Here is a 17117-nt window from a genome sequence, read left to right on the forward strand (position 1 = left end):
CGAAAACTACTTACCGCAGTTCTTGTCGGCCACGGTCGGCGCGGTCGCCCTGCCATTGGCATCCGTCTGCGCGCTGGTCGGGCAATTCTGGTCCGCGTTGGAATTCATGTCGCCCGGCGTGATGGTCGGGCTGTTGGTTGCACCCGGATCGAGCCAAATTCCCGGGCGCCGGCACCCGGTTGTGCCTGCGCTGGCGCAATGCTTTGGCGCAGCTTGCTGAAAAAACAGCTTCCCCAACCGATCGAATGGTGCTTTAACGCCGCCATCCACAGGGGTGCTCCGTACGGTCGGGGCTGAGACGGGGGCGGCAAGCCCACAGACCCTAGAAGCTGATCTGGGTAATACCAGCGGAGCGAGGCGGGCGATGTTTTCAGGCGCACAGGTTTCCCTATATCCCATGGCCGACGATTTTGTCGGCGTCATCCTGGGCGCGCTTGGCGCGCTCGATTCGTATCGCGACAAGCTCAGGATCGAGACCGACGACATCTCGACCTTGCTGGTCGGGCCCCCCGAGGTGCTATTCCCGGCGCTGCGCGACCTTTTCGTGGCTGCGTCTGGCAGCGGTAAGCATTGCGTGCTGTCGGCGACCATTTCGCGTGGTTGCCCAGGTGAGCCGGACGATCCGATCTGCCGCTCCGACACGTTTGGCGGACCTGCCGGGCCACTCGGCCCGCGCAAGCAAGCCGCCATTTCCGCCGTCCGCGGCGCGCCCGCCACTGGGCAGCCAGCGGCGGCGCAGTTCTCGCTCTATGTGATGGGCACGGACGACCACATGGACGAGATCTATGGCTGCATCGATTTCCTGAAGCAGTCCGGCGTCTACGATCGCTCCAAGAATTTCTGCACCAAGCTGCGCGGCGATGCCGGCGCGATCTTCTCGGCGCTCGACGAAGCCTTCTGCCGCTTCGGACCAGGCGCCGGCCACGTAACCCTCGACGTCACGGTTTCGGCCAACAGTCCCACTGCCGTCTGAACCGTTCGCGCCGACGCGCGCCGTCAAGGTCATCCTCTCGTGGCTTCATCGTCGTTCAACCCGCGTCAACTCGCGGGCTTCCTCGCCCAGGCGGCGCCGGCCGTGATATCGATCGGCCTGGTGCTCGTGGCGTGGGAACTCTACGCAAACCATTCCGGCATCAAGCCGACGGTTCTGCCGGCACCCTCGCGCGTCTTCGAACAGGCGATGCTCAATCGTGACGCGCTGCTCGACAACGCCATTCCCACCATCCGCGCCACGCTGATCGGTTTTGCCTGTTCGCTCAGCGCCGCCTTCGCGCTGTCGATGCTGGTCGACTTCTTCCAGCCTTTGCGGCGCGCGCTGTTTCCTGTCTTCATAGTCAGCCAGACCTTGCCGCTGGTCGCCATCGCGCCATTGGTGGTGCTGTGGTTCGGTTTCGGGCTGACGCCCAAGATCATGCTGGTGGCACTGGTCACCTTCTTCCCGATGCTGGTGGCCCTGGTGCAGGGCTACGAGGCTACCGAGGTCGAGATCGGGCAGATGCTGCGCGCCATGGGAGCAGGGCGCTGGCGGGTCTTCATCCTGGCACGGTTGCCTTCGGCGCTGCCTTATTTCTTCGCTGGCCTCAGGATCTCCATCACCTATGCCGTCGTCGGCGCCATCTTCGCCGAATATGCGGGCGCGGCCAAAGGGCTGGGCATCTACATGCTCAACGCCAAAAACAATTTCCGTCCCGACCTGGTGCTCGCCGCCGTCGGCGTCAGCGCCGCCCTTACCCTCGTCCTGTTCGGGCTGACGGTGGTGCTGCAACGACTTGCCATGCCCTGGGAAAGAGCCGCTGGCAGGCGAGCCGCCCGAAAAGGCCCGCAAGCATGAGCCGGCTCGAATTGCGGCATATGCGCAAGGCCTTTGGCGGGCTCGAAGTGCTCGCCGACATTTCGCTGCGCGTGGATGCCGGCGAATTCGTCTCGATCCTTGGGCCTTCGGGTGCCGGCAAGTCGACGCTGTTCCAGCTTCTGACCGGCGCCGAGCATGGCGAGGGTGAGATGTTTTTCGACGGCGCGCCGCTCGACGATCATGGCAGGCATTTCGCCTTCATGCCGCAGCGGGACGCGCTGATGCCGTGGCGGCGCATCCTCGATAACACGACGCTCGGGCTCGAGGTGCAGGGCCTCGGCCGCAAGGCGGCGCGGACGCGTGTCGCGCCGCTGTTTGCCGAGTTTGGGCTTGCCGGCTTCGAGCGGCATTTTCCGGCGCAGCTTTCAGGCGGCATGCGGCAGCGCGCGGCGCTGCTGCGTACTGTCGTGCAGGAACGCGACATGTTGCTGCTCGACGAGCCGTTCGGCGCGCTCGATGCACTGACGCGCGCGGCCATGCAGCGCTGGCTCGAACAGATGTGGCGGCACCACCGCTGGACGGCGCTGCTGATCACCCATGACGTGCGCGAAGCCGTGTTCCTCTCCGACCGCATCTATGTGCTGTCCGCGCGACCGGCCCGTGTCGTGCGCGAGATCCAGGTGCCGCTGCCGCGGCCGCGCGATCCGACCAGCGCCGCCACACGGCAGGCCGGGGTCCTCGAGGCCGAGATCCTCGACATTCTGCTCAACCTCCAGCCAACCAAAGGACATGACCATGACTGACTTGACGCGCAGGCAGGCTCTGCTGCTCACCCTTGCCGCTAGCGTACCGCTGGCCACCGGATCGAGCCGCTCCTTCGCGGCAACGCAAAAAGTCACTGTCGCGCTGGACTGGACGGTCAACACCAACCACATCGGGCTGTTCGTCGCGCGCGAAAAGGGTTTTTATCGCGAGGCCGGTCTGGAGGTCGATATCGTGCCTTACAGCGACACCGGCGCCGGCACGCTTGTCGCCAACCGCGTCGCCGATTTCGGCATCAACGGCACCATCAGCCTGTTCACCCAGAAGACCGCCGGCGCCGACTTGAAGGCCGTCTATGCCGTCGTGCAGTCCGAAACTGGTCGGCTGGTGTTCAATGCGGCGCGCAGCGAGATGAAGAGCCCGAAGGATCTGGATGGCCTGACCTATGGCGGTTTCGGCAGCGCCTGGGAAAACGCACTGATCTCGACCATCATCCGGCATGATGGCGGCAAGGGCGATTTCGAGACGGTGACGCTCGGCACTTCCGCCTATGAGGCGCTGGCCAACGGTTCGGTCGACTTCACGCTCGAAGTGTCGACCTGGGAGGGCGTCGAAGCCGAACTCAAGGGCGTCAAGCAACGCAGCTTCGTCTATGCCGACTATGGCGTCCCCGACGAGCACACGACGCTCATCTCTTCGAGCGAAGCGTTTCTCCAGTCAAATCCCCAACTGGCGTCGTCCTTCATCCAGGCAACGCGGCGCGGCTATCAGTTCGCGGTGGATCATCCAGAGGAAGCCGCGACGCTGCTGATCGCCGCCAACAAGGATGCCCTCACCAATCCGGCGTTGATCCAGGCTTCGCTGAAGGCACTGATCGACGGGCACTATCTGCGCGGGCAAGACGGCGCCATCGGCATCATGGATCCCGCCAAGATGGAAGCGATCGGCTCCTATCTCCTCGCCGCCGGTATCCTTCACGATGCCGATGGCAAGATTGTCGCGCAACGTCCGGATTTTGCGGGATATTTCAGCAATGGGTACCTCAAATAGGGCGTCGGTGCAGAGGCCGCGAAAAGTCATATCCCGAGATGCTGGCCGACAAGGATGTCATCAGGTCGAAGCCGGAAAGACCGGGTATGGCCTTGCCGTTCGGCGATTTCGACCCGGTTTAATGCCGATCTGATCTTCTCGATTAACGGCACGGCAATGGTTACGTGCAAAGGTCGCCCCCGAGGGATCATCGGGATGCTTGCCTTGCTCATGTCAAAAAGTGAAGCGCTTTCGCGTGCACCAGACAAAAGGCTTTTGTCGGCGGCGCGCAAGCACGAGATCATGCTCGACTTGCGCGAAGGCTTCTTTCGCGCCTGTGCGCTCCTGTGCGCGGGGCTGTTCGTCTATCGCGGCGTCTATCAGCTTCTCGAGGATCCGACCCGGCTCAACACCGCGCTGGTGGCGATTTCCGAGATACTTACCTTCACCTGGCTGCTTCTGTCGCGGCGTCCGGTCACGCGTGACTGGAATCTGCTTACAGTCATCGTTTCGGTGACAGCCAGTTTTGGCGTTGCGTTGATCAGCCTCAAGCCAGGCATCGCGCTCATTCCTCTCTACGTCGCCGCGCCGTTACAGATCATCGCATTGGTGTTCGTTATCTGGGGCAAGATCTCGCTGGGGCGCTCTTTTGCGATCCTGCCGGCCAATCGCGGTGTGATGACGGGCGGTGCCTATCGGCTGGTGCGGCATCCGATCTATGCCGGCTACCTCGCCGGCCATGTGCTCTACCTCCTGTCGGCCTTTTCCTTCCACAATCTCGCTGTCTATGCGGTCATCACCTACATGCAGCTGTATCGAATCCTGCGCGAGGAGGCCTTGCTGGCCGCCGAGCCGGAGTATCGCGCTTACATGGAACATGTACACTACCGGCTGTTCTACCGGTTATTCTGAAGGCCAGGCGGTGAGGGTTGGCCAACAGGCTCATCAGCGTCCAGTGGTCGGAGCTGCTCCCTAGGCGAGGGCGCTGTAGCTCGGCGCTTCGGTCGGCGGCAGCAACGGCGAATGCCGTGGCCGGCGCCAATATCGGAGATTCGGGCGGCATCAACGCCGGGCTCGGCGCCAATGCTGGTGGAACAGGCGGTATCAACGCGGGGCTTGGCGCCAATGTTGGCGGTACTAGTGGTGTGGTGTCGGTGTCGGCGTCGGCGTGGGCATCGACAACGTAACCAATCCCAGCAACCCGTCGAACGTGGGCATATCGCCCAGCCCTAGCCAGCTCAACGGTCCGCGTGCCGTGGCCCAGATGTCGAGCTCCCAGCTGAGGCGCATGAAGAAGCGCTGCGTCGACGTTCTCGGCAGCGAGGGGACTTATGACCGCGACCTGCGCCAGCTCTGCCTGCTGATCGCACGCCGCTGAGGTTGAAGGAGGCTGCGGAACCAGCCCTGAGGCTTTGACCGCACTCTCCTGGCCCCCGACCGGTCGGAAAGCCCGCCGTCCAGGCGGGCTTTCCGCTTTGCGGGCTGGATGCTCCATAGCCGGGATGGCCCGGCGGAACGCCAGCTCCCCTAAAACGTTCATACCTTACAACATCTGAAATAGCGCGATGTTGAAACGGCGCGAAAGCGCGCATTTAGGAGCTGGGAAAGTCATGGGTCTCGGAACAATACTTATCATCATTCTAATCCTCGCGCTGCTTGGCGGCTTCAGCGGTATCGGTGGTGGTCCGTTCTACGGAACCGGCTATTATGGTGGCGGTGGTCTCGGACTTGTGCTGATCATCATCATCATTCTTGTCGTCCTGGGCCGCATTTAGCAGTTCGATCACGGGAGCAATCGCGATCGCGTGACCGCGCTTACGTTGCCGAGCACCGGATTGTGATGCATCAGGCATTTCGCGGGGTTCAGGTATGGTGATCGCGGTCCACACCTCCCGTGAAAACAAGAGGAGAGGGTCCACCCCTTCATCCTCCCCAAGGCCCGCTCCGGCTTCCCGGAGCGGGCCTTTTTTCGTCAAAGCGGTTCCTCGAAGGGCGGCTCCGGGCGAATTGCGATGAAGCGTCCCTGCGCTGGTGGTTGACAGAATTGGCTTGGCACGGTCATCGAGGACCAGTTCGTCGCCGTGTTCACTGGCCGCTCGGGGAAGCACTGTCCTTCTTCCTGCTCGCCGTCGTGCTGGTCATCCTGGCGGTGGCTTCGCCGCTGCTGCGGAGGGTGGCGTGATGGCGACGACGCGCATCCTCGAATGGCTGGGTCGCCTCTATGTCGGGCTGCTGCTCGCCTTCCTTTATTTGCCTATCATCATGGCGCTGATGTCGTTCAACGTCTCGCCCTTCTATCAGCTGCCGTTCGAATGGACGACCGAGTGGTACGCCTCGCTGTGGCAGAACGACCAGCTGATCGCGGCGACCTGGAACAGCATCGAGATCGCGGTCATCACCACGATCATCTCAACCGTGCTCGGCTCGGCGGCGTCGCTGGCGCTCTTTCGTCATGAGTTTCGTGCCAAGAAATTCCTGCAGGCGCTGCTGTTTCCGCCGATCGCCATTCCTTGGCTGATCACCGGCACGGCGATGCTGATCTTCTTCTTCGGCGTCGGGCGCGGCCTGTTCGCCATCCTGCTCGGCCATGTCGCGCTGGCCAGGGGCAGGCTGGGCCGTGCGGCCCGAGCGCATCCGCATTGCCGCCGATGCCGGCCGGTGGATGCCGCCAATGTCAACATGCTCGAGGGGCAGGTGTCGAAGCGCATCTTCGCCGGCAACAACAGCACCTATTTCGTCGAGCGCGCCGGACAGACGCTGAAGGTCATCGTGCAAAACACCGGTGCCGACAGGCTGGCGGAGGGGCAGGATGTGGTGCTGCGATGGTCGCCGGAGAGCACGGTGTTGATCGGCGGTTAGGATGCAGTCGACGGTTGGGATGGATGGCGTTCCTTGGCGCCCCCTCTGTCCTGCCGGACATCTCGCCCACGAGGGGGGAGATTGACTGTCATCGCTGGTTTCGCAAATCTCTCACGTCGCAAAAAACGAGCGCCAAGGCTGAAGCCGCCGATCTCCCCCCTCGTGGGCGAGATGCCCGGTAGGGCAGAGGGGGGCGCTGTCCCGCCATACGGTCGGGTAGGCCTAGGAGCACATCGATGACGCTTGAACTGGATGCCCGCGACCAATCCATGCTCGGCGGCGAGCACGGCCCGTCCGCTGCGGCGGCCATGAAAATCCTGGCCGCTTTTTCCAACGCGATCGGAGCAAACAGCCTGCTCGACATCACCGGCGCCCATATCGACGGTTGCCTCTATCACGGCAAAGCCGGGCTCGATTTCGTCGAACGGCTGGTCGAGGGCGGCGGTCGTGTTCAAGTGCCGACAACGCTCAATGTCGGCTCGTTCGACCTCATCCATCCCGGCATGGTGAAGATGCCGGCGGCGGAGGAAGCACCGGCGCGGCGGTTGATGCAGGCGCATCTCGAACTTGGCTGCCAGGCGACATTCACCTGCGCACCCTACCAAACGCGGTTCCGACCCAAATTCGGCCAGCAGATCGCCTGGGGGGAATCCAATGCCATTGTCTTCGCCAATTCGGTGATCGGCGCGCGCACCAACCGCTACGGCGATTTCATCGATCTGTGCTGCGCCATGACAGGGCGCGCACCGGCCTGGGGCCTGCATCTCAGCGAAAACCGGCGCGGCCGTGTCCTGTTCGAACTGGACATTGCCGAGCTGGAACCGACTGACAGCCTGTTCGTCGGCGTCGGGCTGATCATCGGGCAAGCCAGCGGCGACCGCGTTCCGGTGATTGCGGGCCTGCCCAGGCCGCGCGACGAGGACCAGTTGAAAGCGCTCGGTGCCGCGGCGGCAACGACAGGCGCGGTGGCGCTGTTCCATGCGGTTGGCATCACGCCGGAGGCCGGAACCGGCGACGAGGCGTTTCAAGGCATGGTGCCCGAGGAGATCGTCCGCGTCAGCCGTGCCGACATCAACCATGCATTGGCTAGGCTGTCGATGGTGCCTGACGGTGCGCCGCTCCGCGCCGTGTCGCTGGGCACGCCGCATTTCTCGCATGAGGAATGGATGCGCCTGCTGCCGCTGCTGCGTGAGGCAGCACCCGGGAAGGGCATCCCGATCTACGTCAACACCGGACGCGCGACGCTGACGCGATTGCAGGAGGAGGGGGCGCTCGACGGCATGGAGGCATTCGGCCTGATCCCGGTTGCTGATACCTGCACCTATGTCACCTCGATCCTCGAACGTCTCGACGGCGTGGTGATGACCAATTCCGGCAAATGGGCGCATTACGCGCCGGGCAATATCGGCGTGACCGTCGCCTTCGCCGAGATGAGGGACTGCATCCGCTCCGCCGCGGTTGGCCACGTCGTGCGGGGTGTGTCGTGACGCGGCGGATTGAAACGGGCGCGGCTGACCGGCTGGGCACTTTCCAACTGACCGGCGCCGCCGAAGGGCAGGCCTTAGTGTTCTCGCAGCCGCTCAGTTTCTGGGGCGGCATCGATGCCGAGACCGGCGACATAACAGATCATTCGCATCCAGGTCTTGGCCAGAATGTCGCCGGCAAGATCCTTGTCATGCCGAGCGGCCGGGGATCGTCATCCTCGTCCTCGGTGCTGGCCGAGGCGATCCGCAGAGGCACGGCGCCGGCGGGTATTCTTCTGGAGCGGCCGGACCCGATCCTGGCGGTGGGCGCGATCGTCGCCGAGTTTCTCTACGACATTCGCATGCCGCTTGTGGTGTGCGATATTTCCGGCATTGGTTCCGGTGGACGGATTTTCATCGGTATTGGTGCGGATGGCGCTGCGGTCGTTCGCAAGGTCTAGGAACATGCGTTCCTAATCAAGCTCAGCGCGCACATCGCGGATGGAAACCGCCGCTGCTTCCCAAGTCTCATTTCTTCCAAGGCAGCCTTCTCTCGAACAAACCTGCCGGCGCGGCGCCGAACATTGGCACGATATTCTAAGCTGCGCGGTTGACCGTGAACGTGCCCTCAGGCGTATAATTCTACTAAATTCATAGACTAACTGCCGGTGCCTGGGCGCTTGCAGCTTGACCTGAGAAAGCCGGCTGAAGGGAGAGCATCGATGCCGAAGACAGAATCCAATCCGATCGAGCTTGGCACCAGGGCCGCCGACTTCCTGTTGCCGGACGCACAGGGCGTGCTGCACCGGCTGGCCGACTTCGATGTCAGGCCGGCCTTGCTCGTTGCCTTCATTTCGAACCGTTGCCCCTTTGTCGTGCTGATCCGCGAACAGTTCGCCGCATTCGCGAGAGACTACGCAGCCAAAGGGTTGCAGGTGGTGGCGATCAACGCCAACGACCATCTGGAGCATCCCGAGGAGACACTGGCGCGGATCGGCGAGGAGTCCGAAAAGGTCGGTTATTCCTTCCCCTATCTGAAGGACGCCTCGCAGCAGGTGGCGAAAGCCTATGGCGCGGCTTGCACGCCCGACTTCTTCCTGTTTGGCGCCGATCGCCGGCTCGCCTATCACGGCCAGTTCGACGACGCGCGGCCAGGCAACGGCAAGCCGGTGACCGGTGCTGATCTGCGCGCGGCTGTCGACACGGTGCTGGAAGGCGGCAGGCCCGCCGCAAGCCAAGTGCCGTCGATCGGCTGCAACATCAAATGGAGCGCCGGCAATGAGCCGGTGTGGTTCTCCGGTGCGGCCCGCGCCGCATAGCGCCGGCCACGTCGCACTCCTTCGCCGAGCATCCATGCCCAAGTCGCAAAAATCAGCTTCCGACAACTTGCATCTCCAGGCCGATGTGCTGGTGCTGGGCGGCGGTCCGTCGGCGGCCTGGGCGGCGGTGGCGGCGGCCGAAAGCGGCGCCAGGGTGGCGCTGGCCGACAAGGGCTATCTCGGTACCAGCGGCGCCACGGCGCCGTCGAACACCGGCACATGGTGCGTGCCGCCGGGCGATAACAGGCATGCCGTGGTGGAGCGGCGCTGGCAGCGAACCGGCGAACTCGCCGACCAGCGGTGGATGCTGCGTTGCGTCGACACCGCCTACCGCAATCTGCTCAGGCTTTCGGAGTGGGGTTATCCCTTCCCAAGCGAGGATGACGGGCGGCTCTACATCGCCAATCTGCGCGGGCCGGACTACATGCGCTTCATGCGCCGCCGCGTGCTGCTGGCCGGCGTAACCGTGCTCGACCATCATCCCGCGCTCGAACTCCTGTCCGACGGCGATGCCATCGTCGGCGCAGGCGGTGTCGCCCGGCAGGCGGGCCATGACTGGCGCGTCGACGCCAAGGCCGTGGTGCTGGCGACCGGCGGCTGTGCGTTCCGCGAGCGCATCCTCGGTGGCACCGGGCTGACCGGGGACGGCTATCTGATGGCGGCGGAAGCGGGCGCCAGCCTTTCCGGCATGGAATTCACTGGCAAGTACACGTTGGCGCCGTACGGTTCCTCGCTGAACAAGGGGTTGCCGTTCCGCTGGGCCTCGTTCCATCGCGAGGATGGCTCGCCGATCCTCGGACCCACGGGCGAGCCGTTGCGGAACGGCATCGGCGACCGCGAGGACGAGGTGGCGCGCGCACTGATCGACGGTCCAGTCTATGCGCGGCTCGACCAGGCCGAACCGGCGTTGCAGGGCTGGCTGCGTCAGGGTCAGCCGAACTGCTTCGTTCCCTATGACCGGGCCGGTATCGATCCGTTCAGCGATCTGTTCCGCATCACGCTGCGTGCCGAAGGCACGGTGCGCGGCACTGGCGGCATCGACATTGTCTCCGACGATTGCGCCACAGGCGTGCCCGGCCTCTATGTCGCCGGTGACGCCGCAGGCCGCGAGATCATGACCGGGGCGGTGTCGGGCGGTGGCGCCGTCAATTCCTCCTGGGCGCTGGCCAGTGGCTGGTGGGCAGGCAAGGGCGCATCGACCCATGCCAAGCGCCGCGCCGGCAAGGCGTTTCGGGGCACCGTGCAACCGCTCGGTCAGGCCGGGCTGCGTCCTGCGGCAACGCCGCGCGCCGATATCGCGGCGGGCGAGGTCATCGAGGCGGTGCGTAACGAAGTGACCCCACTCGACAAGAACTTCTTCCGCAGCGGCGCTGGCCTGGAAAAAAGCAGCGAGCGGCTGGAGAGCGTCTGGCGCGATGTGCGCGACCATCTGCGGGGCGAGGGAGCGGACAAGGTCCGCGCACGCGAGGCGGCATCGATCGCCGCTGCCGGGCGCTGGTCCGTGGCCTCGGCATTGCACCGCACCGAGAGCCGCGGCATGCACCGCCGCACCGATCTGCCGGGCAAGAGCCCAGCCTTGGCGCATCGGCTGATCATCACCGGTGTCGACGCGTTCCGTATCGAAGGGACGCCCGAGCGGCCGGCGGAGCTGGCATCATGATCGAGATCGTCTCGGCCACGCGCTGCGTGGAATGCGACATATGCGTCAAGGTATGCCCGACCAATGTCTTCGACGCGACCGAGCATGGCGCCCCCGTCATCGCACGCCAGGACGACTGCCAGACCTGCTTCCTCTGCGAAATTTATTGCCCGACCGACGCGCTTTACGTGGCCGAGTTCGCCGAAGGGCCGACCGGCATCACTGAGGTGGAGGTCGAGGAACGTCTTCTGTTCGGCAGCTATGCCCGCGCGCTCGGCTGGGCGCGCGGCAAGGCCGGCGGCTCCCAGTTCGACCCGACGCACCGCATCCGCGTGGCGCAATAGGAGGCGAGGGACCATGGACCGCATCGTCGTCAACGACATCAGCAAGACCTTCCAGCTCAAGCCGGGGCAGTTCGTCACTGTCGACGGCGAGGCAAGCGACCGCGTCACCGTCCTCGACGGGGTCGATCTTGCCATCCGCAAGGGTGAGTTCATCACGCTGGTCGGTCCGAGTGGTTCGGGCAAGTCGGTGCTGCTCGACATCATCGGCGGGCTGACGCAGGCGACGGGTGGCGAGGTCCAGCTCGACGGCATGCGGACTACAAAGCCTGATCCGAAGACCGGCTATGTCTTCCAGCAATATGCGCTGTTTCCCTGGCGCACGGCACTGGCAAACATCGAATATGCGCTGGAAGTGCGCGGCGTCGCCAAGGCCGAGCGGACGGCGACGGCCCGGCATTTGTTGTCGCTGTTCGGCCTTGCCGGCTTCGAGGACCGTTTTCCCAATCAGCTGTCCGGCGGCATGCAGCAGCGCGTGGCGATCGCGCGCGCCTTGGCCAGCAATCCGGAAGTGCTGTTGATGGACGAGCCCTTCGCCGCGCTCGACCAGCAGACGCGTGAGCTGCTGCAGGGCGAGCTGTTGCGCATCTGGGGCAAGATCAAGACCACTGTCATCTTCGTCACCCACTCGATCGACGAGGCGATCTTCCTGGCCGACCGCGTGGTGGTGATGACGGCGCGGCCCGGCGCGGTGAAGGAGATCATCGATATCGACCTGCCAAGGCCACGCGACGGCGATATCCGCGCCAGCACCGAATTCAACCTGTATCGCGCCCGCGTCTGGGACGTGCTGCGCGACGAGGTCAACAAGGCGCAGAAGGACTGGACGCTGTCGCCGGCCTTCAGCCATTGAGGAGCTAGACCCATGGCCTATCTGACCGAAAAGCTCGGCCCCGCCATCGGCTTTCGCAGCGCTGCCGGCGAGGCTGCGGTTTCGACGAACGTCCCTGCGATCAAGACGCGCGGTGTCGCCGCAGGTGCCAAGGTTCGCGGGAAGGGAGCGCACGCCGGCACCTTCCTCTATGGCTTGCCGCTGCTCGGCCTGTTTTTTCTCGCCTGGGAGATCGCGCCGCGGCTCGGCTGGCTGAACCGCATCTTCTTCCCGCCATTGAGCGAGGTGCTGATCGCCTGGTGGGCGTTGCTCGCCTCGGGCGTGCTGGTCGAACATATCGGCATCAGCTTGCAGCGCGCCGCGATCGGCTTTGCGCTCGGTGTGGTGGTGGCCATACCGCTCGGCCTCTTGATGGGCCGCTATGCGCTGTTCGAGAAGGTCAGCGATCTTCTGGTGCAGACGCTGCGCAACACCTCGCAATTCGCGCTGCTGCCGGTGTTCATCCTGTTGCTCGGCATTGGCGAGGAATCGAAGGTGGCGATCACCTTCTACTCCTCGGTGTTCTTTCTCCTCGTCAACACTATCAGCGGGGTCAAGTCGGTCGATCCGCTGCTTATCAAGGCGGCACGCTCGATGGGTACGTCCGACTTCGACCTGTTTCGAAAAGTCATCCTGCCGGCGAGCATTCCCTCGATCGTCGCCGGCGCGCGGCTGGCGGTCAAATCCTCGCTGTTCGCGGTCATCGGCGCCGAGATGCTGGCGGCCAAGTCCGGCCTCGGTTTCCTCATCCAGAACTCGCAGCTGATGATGGAAACGGCCGACATGTATGCCGGCATCCTGACGCTCACCGTCATCGGGCTGACCGTCAACTATCTGCTCGTCTGGTTCGAGCGCTGGGCCACGGCCTGGAAGGGGCAGTCCGAGTCTTCGCTCATTTAAGCCATCCATTCATACCAATCAGGAAGGATTTTTCCATGACCAGCATCGCATTCGATGGATTTCGCCGGCTGCTCCTCAAGGGCGCCATTGCCGTCGTCATAGGCCTTGGCGGCATGCCGGCCTTCGCGCAGGACAAGCCCGATGTCATCCGCATCGGCAGCACCGCGCCCGGGCATCTCAAATTCATCCTCGCCCAGAAGGATGGCTGGTGGGAAAAGGAATTCGCCAAGGACGGCATCAAGGTCGAACTGGTGACCTTTAATGGCGGCTCGGAGGCAACGACGGCGCTGGCGACCGGAGCGATCGAGTTCACCTACACCGGCAACAACCCGGCGCTGCGTGTCGCCGCCTCCGGCGCCGACGTCAAGCTGATCGGCCTGTCGAGCTATGTCAGGACAGGCGGCTCCTACATCGTCGTCAAGACCGATTCTCCGCTGAAGACATTGCAGGACCTCAAGGGCAAGAAGGTCGCCTATCTTACCGGCACGGTGCGGCATTCAAATTTCAGCAAGGCGTTGAACAGCGTCGGCCTGACGACGAATGATGTCGAGGGTCTGAACCTGCCTTTCGAGGCATCCGGCCCGGCACTGCTGCGCGGCGACATCGACGCCATCGTCGAGACGGATTCGACGGCGGCCAAGCTGGTCGATACCAGCGAGGCCCGCATCCTCTTCGACACCGGCACGCATCCGGAATGGAACGTGCCCAATGTCATCTCGGTCAACGGCGCCTTCGCGGCGAAATATCCCGATCTGGTCAAGCGCCTGCTGAAGGTCGATATCGAGATTTCGCGCTGGGCCGACGCTCATCCCGATGAGACGATCAAGACCTTCGTGGAGGCGACCAAGTCGTCGGAAAAATCGGTGCGCAAGACTTATGCCGATGGGGCGTTTCACCAGGACCCGAAACTCACCGACGATGCGATCGAGGCCCTGAAGGACGAGGAAAAATTCATGGCCAGCGCCGGGCTTTTGAAAGGCTCGATCGATTACGGCAAATGGATCGACAAGAGCTTTGTCGACGCCGCCGCGGCGGAAGTCGCCGCTGTCCAGTAAGCCGGAGTGATCGGGGCAGCGCGCGTTCGCGGCGCTGTCCCGTTCGTCCGAGGATATCAAATCTCCGGGATGTTCTCCTTGAAGATCACCTGCAGCCTCGGCTGGTGCAATTCATAGGGCAGCCCCCGGACGGCATGGGTCAGGATGTTGAGCGCCTCGCGGGCCTCGACGCGCGGGTTCTGGTCGATGACCGCGTCGAGCGTGCCGTCGAGCAGCAATTCCTTGGTGCCGTCCGTCGCCTCATGGCCGAGGAAAACCATGGATCGCGCACGGCCGCGCTCCTTGAGCGCGCGCGCGATGCCGGTGTTGCCGGCGCCGACATTGTAGATCGCGGCAAGGTCCGGGTGCCGCTCCAGAAGGGCTGACGCCTCCGAATAGGCCTTTTCGCGGTCGTCGAGCATTTCGCGCATCTCGACGATCTGCAGGTTGGGTGACTCTTCCGTCAATATGTGCCGGAATCCCATCTCGCGTTCCTCATGGCCGCGATAGGACAGCGAGCCGGCGAACAGTGCCACCTTGCCGGGGCGTCCAGACCCCATGAAACGGTTGAGGAGATAGCCGGCCAGCCGCCCGGCAGCGCGGTTGTCGATGCCGATATAGGCGACTCTCGGCACATGCAGGATGTCGGAGGCGATGGTCACCACCTTGACGTCGTTGGCCGACAGCGAGCGGATCGCCTCGCGCACCGTCGGATGGTCGAGCGCGATGACGCCGACGCCTTGCGTCTGGCCGCGCAGATCCTGCAGCAAGCGGGCGAGCCGGTCGGGATTGAAGCCCTCTGTGGTGGCGATGTGAACGTCGAGATCGGGGCGGGCCAAGGCCTGCGCCTCGATATGGCGGTGCAGCATCTTGATGAAGGAATTCGTGCCCGCCGGCAGGGCGAAGTCGAGCCGGATGATCTCGCCGGGCAGGGGCCTGGGCGGCGCGCCGTTCGGGCTCTCGGCGATGTAGCCGAGGCGCTGCGCCATCTCGAGCACGACCTCGCGCGTGCGCGGCCGTACACCGGGTCGATTGTTGAGCACACGGTCGACGGTGGCGGCGGAGACGCCGGCTTCCCGGGCTATGTCAGTCAGGGTGGAACGCACCGTCTTTCATCTCCTCAATGCATCAGGATCACGCAATGCGGGCTGCCGGCCCGATGCTGCCAACGCCTCGCTATCCGCGATTCTGATGGGAAATGATGTATCCGGCCTTGGCCGATGCGCAAGCCGCCAGGCTAAATCAAGTCGCCCGGGGCGATCGTGCCGGGAAGGGAAAACACATTTCCCATCAAATCGAGGCATCTGGAGAGGTGTATGAACTCCGGTATGACGCATTCCCCCGCCTCGTTGCGATGTTGTGAGGTATTTTGATCATTTATGATGTTGACAGCCTTCCGATACTGCCGTCAATATCCCTCATGGGCTCGTGGAGGAAACGTTGGCCCTGAGGGAGGAATTCCAATGTCTGATCTGATCCGCATCTCGCGGCGCCGATTGTTGGCGTCCGGAGGAAAGGCCGCGGTGTTCGTCGCCGCGACCGGTATCGCACCGCAATTCATTCGTCCCGGCCGCGCTTTTGCAGCCGATGCACTGGCGCCCGGCATGATCGGCGGGCCGACCGGCTTCGACGGCGCCGAGCGTTATCAATACGGCCCCGACACGCCCGAGGGCCGTGCCGTCGAGGCCGCCAAGGCGCTGAAGGGCGCCGGCAAGGCGCCGGCCAAGATCGTGCTTGGCCTCTCGGACGGCTCAATCGGCCAGCTCACCCAGCCTTTCCCGGCCGGCGCGCCATCGATCAAGGAGCTCTGGGAAAAGGAGACCGGCATCCCGATCGAGATCGTCGGTCTGCCGAATGGCCAGGAATTCACCAAGACCATGCAGGACATCTCCACCAAGGGTGGAGCCTATGACATCTACTCGACCGAGTGGAACCGCCTTGGTGATCTCGCCGAGACCGGCGGCATCGCCAAGCTCGACGACTTCGTCGCCCAGTACAAGCCCGAATGGGACGATCCCAAGACCGGCTATGTCGACGGCGCCAAGGGCGTGTCGCTGCTCAACAAATATCGTGGCTCGAACTACGGCGTGTCGCTGGACGGCGACTTCCAGACCTGGGTCTACCGCACCGACCTGTTCGGCGACGAAGCCGAGAAGAAGGCCTTCAAGGACAAATACGGCTACGATCTGGTGCCGCCGAAAACCTGGAAGCAGCACGGCGATATCGCGGCCTTCTTCCAGCGCCCGGACAAGGGTCTGTTCGGCTCCACCGACCTGCGCAACCAGGGCTGGGGCTACACCAACTGGTACCAGCGCTATGTGTCGATGGCCTCGCCCAACCAGTTCCTGTTCGGCGATGACGGCAAGCCGCTGATCAATTCCGAGCACGGCATCGCGGCCACCAACGAATATGTCGAATCGCTCGCCCATCATTCGCCGGATGCGATCTCGTGGGGCTGGCCGGAGCAGTACGGCAATTTCGCCAAGGGCGGCGCGGCGATGACCTGCGCCTTCTCCAACCTGCCGAAATTCCTCGACAATGCCGGCAACAAGGACTCCAGGGTCACCGGCAAGATCGGCACGATGCTGCCACCCGGCCGCGAGATCGACGGCAAGCTGATCAGCCGCTCTGTGCTCTGGTTCTCGCTGACCGGCATGGTCTCGTCGCAGTCGAAGAACCAGGAGGCCGCCTATCTCCTGCTGCAATGGCTGGGCTCGGCGCGCATCTATGCCTGGATGAGCGCCAACCCCGGCGGCTATCTCGATCCGTTCCGGCTTTCGGATTTCTCCGATCCGCTGGTGCGCCAGACCTATCATGCCTACCACATGGACGTGGTGCGCGAGACGGTCGCCCGAACGGTGCCGACCATCAACTATCCCGGCGCCACCGCCTTCCACAACGCGCTGGACGAAAACCTCATGGCCTCGCTGACCAAGGCCAAGACGTCGGAGCAGGCGATGGCCGACACCGAAACCGAGTGGAAGAAGATCGCCCGGCGCATCGGCGAGGACAAATTGCTCGAAGCCATCAGGACCAACAAGGAGGCCTGGCCGACCGTTCTCGATCCGATCAGCTGATCCGTCTCCCTGGATCAGATCCGGAGGGGGA

Annotated in this window: 18 protein-coding genes, 1 pseudogene and 1 riboswitch; of the genes and pseudogenes, 17 read left to right on the plus strand and 2 right to left on the minus strand. The window is 63.8% G+C overall.

Annotated features, from left to right (window positions below):
- Positions 1–6 precede the first annotated feature (6 nt).
- The gene (locus EN861_RS25005) at positions 7–270 is read right to left on the minus strand and encodes a hypothetical protein (protein ID WP_127279089.1); all 264 of its coding nucleotides are present in this window, start codon (positions 268–270) and stop codon (positions 7–9) included.
- Positions 261–374, plus strand: a riboswitch (TPP riboswitch). It overlaps the preceding gene by 10 nt.
- Between EN861_RS25005 and EN861_RS25010 the strand changes: the two genes are divergently transcribed.
- The 16 genes and pseudogenes from EN861_RS25010 to EN861_RS25100 all read left to right on the plus strand — a co-directional run bounded on the left by EN861_RS25010 (position 365) and on the right by EN861_RS25100 (position 14030).
- Positions 365–973 carry a YkoF family thiamine/hydroxymethylpyrimidine-binding protein gene (locus tag EN861_RS25010; RefSeq protein WP_127279090.1) on the plus strand — a complete coding sequence of 203 codons (609 nt, stop codon included), beginning with the start codon at positions 365–367 and terminating at the stop codon, positions 971–973. Its footprint overlaps the riboswitch before it by 10 nt.
- Positions 974–1012: 39 nt before the next feature.
- Positions 1013–1831: an ABC transporter permease gene (locus EN861_RS25015; RefSeq protein ID WP_189343727.1), complete on the plus strand. Its 819-nt coding sequence runs from the start codon at positions 1013–1015 to the stop codon at positions 1829–1831.
- Entirely contained in the window at positions 1828–2595 is a 768-nt protein-coding gene (locus tag EN861_RS25020) for an ABC transporter ATP-binding protein (protein ID WP_135866181.1), read from the plus strand. Before EN861_RS25015 ends, EN861_RS25020 begins: the two co-directional genes overlap by 4 nt.
- Positions 2588–3604 (plus strand): ABC transporter substrate-binding protein, encoded by a 1017-nt coding sequence (locus EN861_RS25025; RefSeq protein ID WP_135866183.1) that lies wholly within the window; start codon positions 2588–2590, stop codon positions 3602–3604. The genes EN861_RS25020 and EN861_RS25025 overlap by 8 nt, the downstream gene beginning before the upstream one ends.
- Positions 3605–3814: 210 nt before the next feature.
- On the plus strand, positions 3815–4495 hold the full coding sequence (locus EN861_RS25030; protein ID WP_245512108.1) for an isoprenylcysteine carboxylmethyltransferase family protein: 681 nt from the start codon (positions 3815–3817) through the stop codon (positions 4493–4495).
- A gap of 698 nt (positions 4496–5193) precedes the next feature.
- The gene (locus EN861_RS25040) at positions 5194–5358 is read left to right on the plus strand and encodes a DUF3309 family protein (RefSeq protein WP_127280942.1); all 165 of its coding nucleotides are present in this window, start codon (positions 5194–5196) and stop codon (positions 5356–5358) included.
- Between the two features lie 270 nt (positions 5359–5628).
- Positions 5629–5765, plus strand: a pseudogene (locus EN861_RS36380) (ABC transporter permease); the annotation flags it as partial.
- Positions 5765–6442 carry a TOBE domain-containing protein gene (locus EN861_RS36385; RefSeq protein WP_245512109.1) on the plus strand — a complete coding sequence of 226 codons (678 nt, stop codon included), beginning with the start codon at positions 5765–5767 and terminating at the stop codon, positions 6440–6442. The pseudogene EN861_RS36380 and the gene EN861_RS36385, both read left to right, overlap by 1 nt.
- Positions 6443–6678: 236 nt before the next feature.
- On the plus strand, positions 6679–7929 hold the full coding sequence (locus EN861_RS25065; protein WP_135866190.1) for an aconitase X: 1251 nt from the start codon (positions 6679–6681) through the stop codon (positions 7927–7929).
- Complete coding sequence (locus EN861_RS25070; protein WP_189343728.1) at positions 7926–8366, plus strand: DUF126 domain-containing protein; 441 nt, start codon at positions 7926–7928, stop codon at positions 8364–8366. Before EN861_RS25065 ends, EN861_RS25070 begins: the two co-directional genes overlap by 4 nt.
- Positions 8367–8627: 261 nt before the next feature.
- Positions 8628–9224 (plus strand): thioredoxin family protein, encoded by a 597-nt coding sequence (locus EN861_RS25075; RefSeq protein WP_135866194.1) that lies wholly within the window; start codon positions 8628–8630, stop codon positions 9222–9224.
- Between the two features lie 34 nt (positions 9225–9258).
- The gene (locus EN861_RS25080; RefSeq protein WP_135866196.1) at positions 9259–10884 is read left to right on the plus strand and encodes an FAD-binding protein; all 1626 of its coding nucleotides are present in this window, start codon (positions 9259–9261) and stop codon (positions 10882–10884) included.
- Positions 10881–11207, plus strand: coding sequence for a ferredoxin family protein (locus EN861_RS25085; protein ID WP_135866199.1), 327 nt, complete (start codon positions 10881–10883; stop codon positions 11205–11207). Before EN861_RS25080 ends, EN861_RS25085 begins: the two co-directional genes overlap by 4 nt.
- Before the next feature lie 13 nt (positions 11208–11220).
- A complete protein-coding gene (locus tag EN861_RS25090) occupies positions 11221–12057 on the plus strand; it encodes an ABC transporter ATP-binding protein (protein ID WP_135866201.1) in 837 nt (278 codons plus the stop codon).
- Between the two features lie 12 nt (positions 12058–12069).
- The gene (locus EN861_RS25095; protein WP_135866205.1) at positions 12070–12975 is read left to right on the plus strand and encodes an ABC transporter permease; all 906 of its coding nucleotides are present in this window, start codon (positions 12070–12072) and stop codon (positions 12973–12975) included.
- A 35-nt stretch (positions 12976–13010) separates the two neighbouring features.
- The gene (locus tag EN861_RS25100) at positions 13011–14030 is read left to right on the plus strand and encodes an aliphatic sulfonate ABC transporter substrate-binding protein (RefSeq protein WP_135866207.1); all 1020 of its coding nucleotides are present in this window, start codon (positions 13011–13013) and stop codon (positions 14028–14030) included.
- A gap of 56 nt (positions 14031–14086) precedes the next feature.
- Here the strand turns inward: EN861_RS25100 and EN861_RS25105 are convergent, their stop codons facing one another.
- Positions 14087–15115, minus strand: a complete 1029-nt coding sequence (locus EN861_RS25105) for a LacI family DNA-binding transcriptional regulator (RefSeq protein ID WP_135866209.1) — start codon at positions 15113–15115, stop codon at positions 14087–14089.
- Positions 15116–15472: 357 nt separating this feature from the next.
- Between EN861_RS25105 and EN861_RS25110 the strand changes: the two genes are divergently transcribed.
- Entirely contained in the window at positions 15473–17086 is a 1614-nt protein-coding gene (locus tag EN861_RS25110) for an extracellular solute-binding protein (RefSeq protein WP_135866211.1), read from the plus strand.
- Positions 17087–17117: the final 31 nt, after the last annotated feature.

Source organism: Mesorhizobium sp. M8A.F.Ca.ET.218.01.1.1 (assembly GCF_004791165.1).
Classification (GTDB): domain Bacteria; phylum Pseudomonadota; class Alphaproteobacteria; order Rhizobiales; family Rhizobiaceae; genus Mesorhizobium.

What these genes read in the sequence shown, in the direction of transcription:
- EN861_RS25025 (WP_135866183.1), top strand. Translation starts at nt 2,588, where the DNA reads ATGACTGACTTGACGCGCAGGCAGGCTCTGCTGCTCACCCTTGCCGCT.
- EN861_RS25040 (WP_127280942.1), top strand. Translation starts at nt 5,194, where the DNA reads ATGGGTCTCGGAACAATACTTATCATCATTCTAATCCTCGCGCTGCTT.
- EN861_RS25080 (WP_135866196.1), top strand. Translation starts at nt 9,259, where the DNA reads ATGCCCAAGTCGCAAAAATCAGCTTCCGACAACTTGCATCTCCAGGCC.
- EN861_RS25065 (WP_135866190.1), top strand. Translation starts at nt 6,679, where the DNA reads ATGACGCTTGAACTGGATGCCCGCGACCAATCCATGCTCGGCGGCGAG.
- EN861_RS25075 (WP_135866194.1), top strand. Translation starts at nt 8,628, where the DNA reads ATGCCGAAGACAGAATCCAATCCGATCGAGCTTGGCACCAGGGCCGCC.
- EN861_RS25090 (WP_135866201.1), top strand. Translation starts at nt 11,221, where the DNA reads ATGGACCGCATCGTCGTCAACGACATCAGCAAGACCTTCCAGCTCAAG.
- EN861_RS25095 (WP_135866205.1), top strand. Translation starts at nt 12,070, where the DNA reads ATGGCCTATCTGACCGAAAAGCTCGGCCCCGCCATCGGCTTTCGCAGC.
- EN861_RS25110 (WP_135866211.1), top strand. Translation starts at nt 15,473, where the DNA reads ATGTCTGATCTGATCCGCATCTCGCGGCGCCGATTGTTGGCGTCCGGA.
- EN861_RS25085 (WP_135866199.1), top strand. Translation starts at nt 10,881, where the DNA reads ATGATCGAGATCGTCTCGGCCACGCGCTGCGTGGAATGCGACATATGC.
- EN861_RS36385 (WP_245512109.1), top strand. Translation starts at nt 5,765, where the DNA reads ATGGCGACGACGCGCATCCTCGAATGGCTGGGTCGCCTCTATGTCGGG.
- EN861_RS25100 (WP_135866207.1), top strand. Translation starts at nt 13,011, where the DNA reads ATGACCAGCATCGCATTCGATGGATTTCGCCGGCTGCTCCTCAAGGGC.
- EN861_RS25010 (WP_127279090.1), top strand. Translation starts at nt 365, where the DNA reads ATGTTTTCAGGCGCACAGGTTTCCCTATATCCCATGGCCGACGATTTT.
- EN861_RS25030 (WP_245512108.1), top strand. Translation starts at nt 3,815, where the DNA reads ATGTCAAAAAGTGAAGCGCTTTCGCGTGCACCAGACAAAAGGCTTTTG.
- EN861_RS25020 (WP_135866181.1), top strand. Translation starts at nt 1,828, where the DNA reads ATGAGCCGGCTCGAATTGCGGCATATGCGCAAGGCCTTTGGCGGGCTC.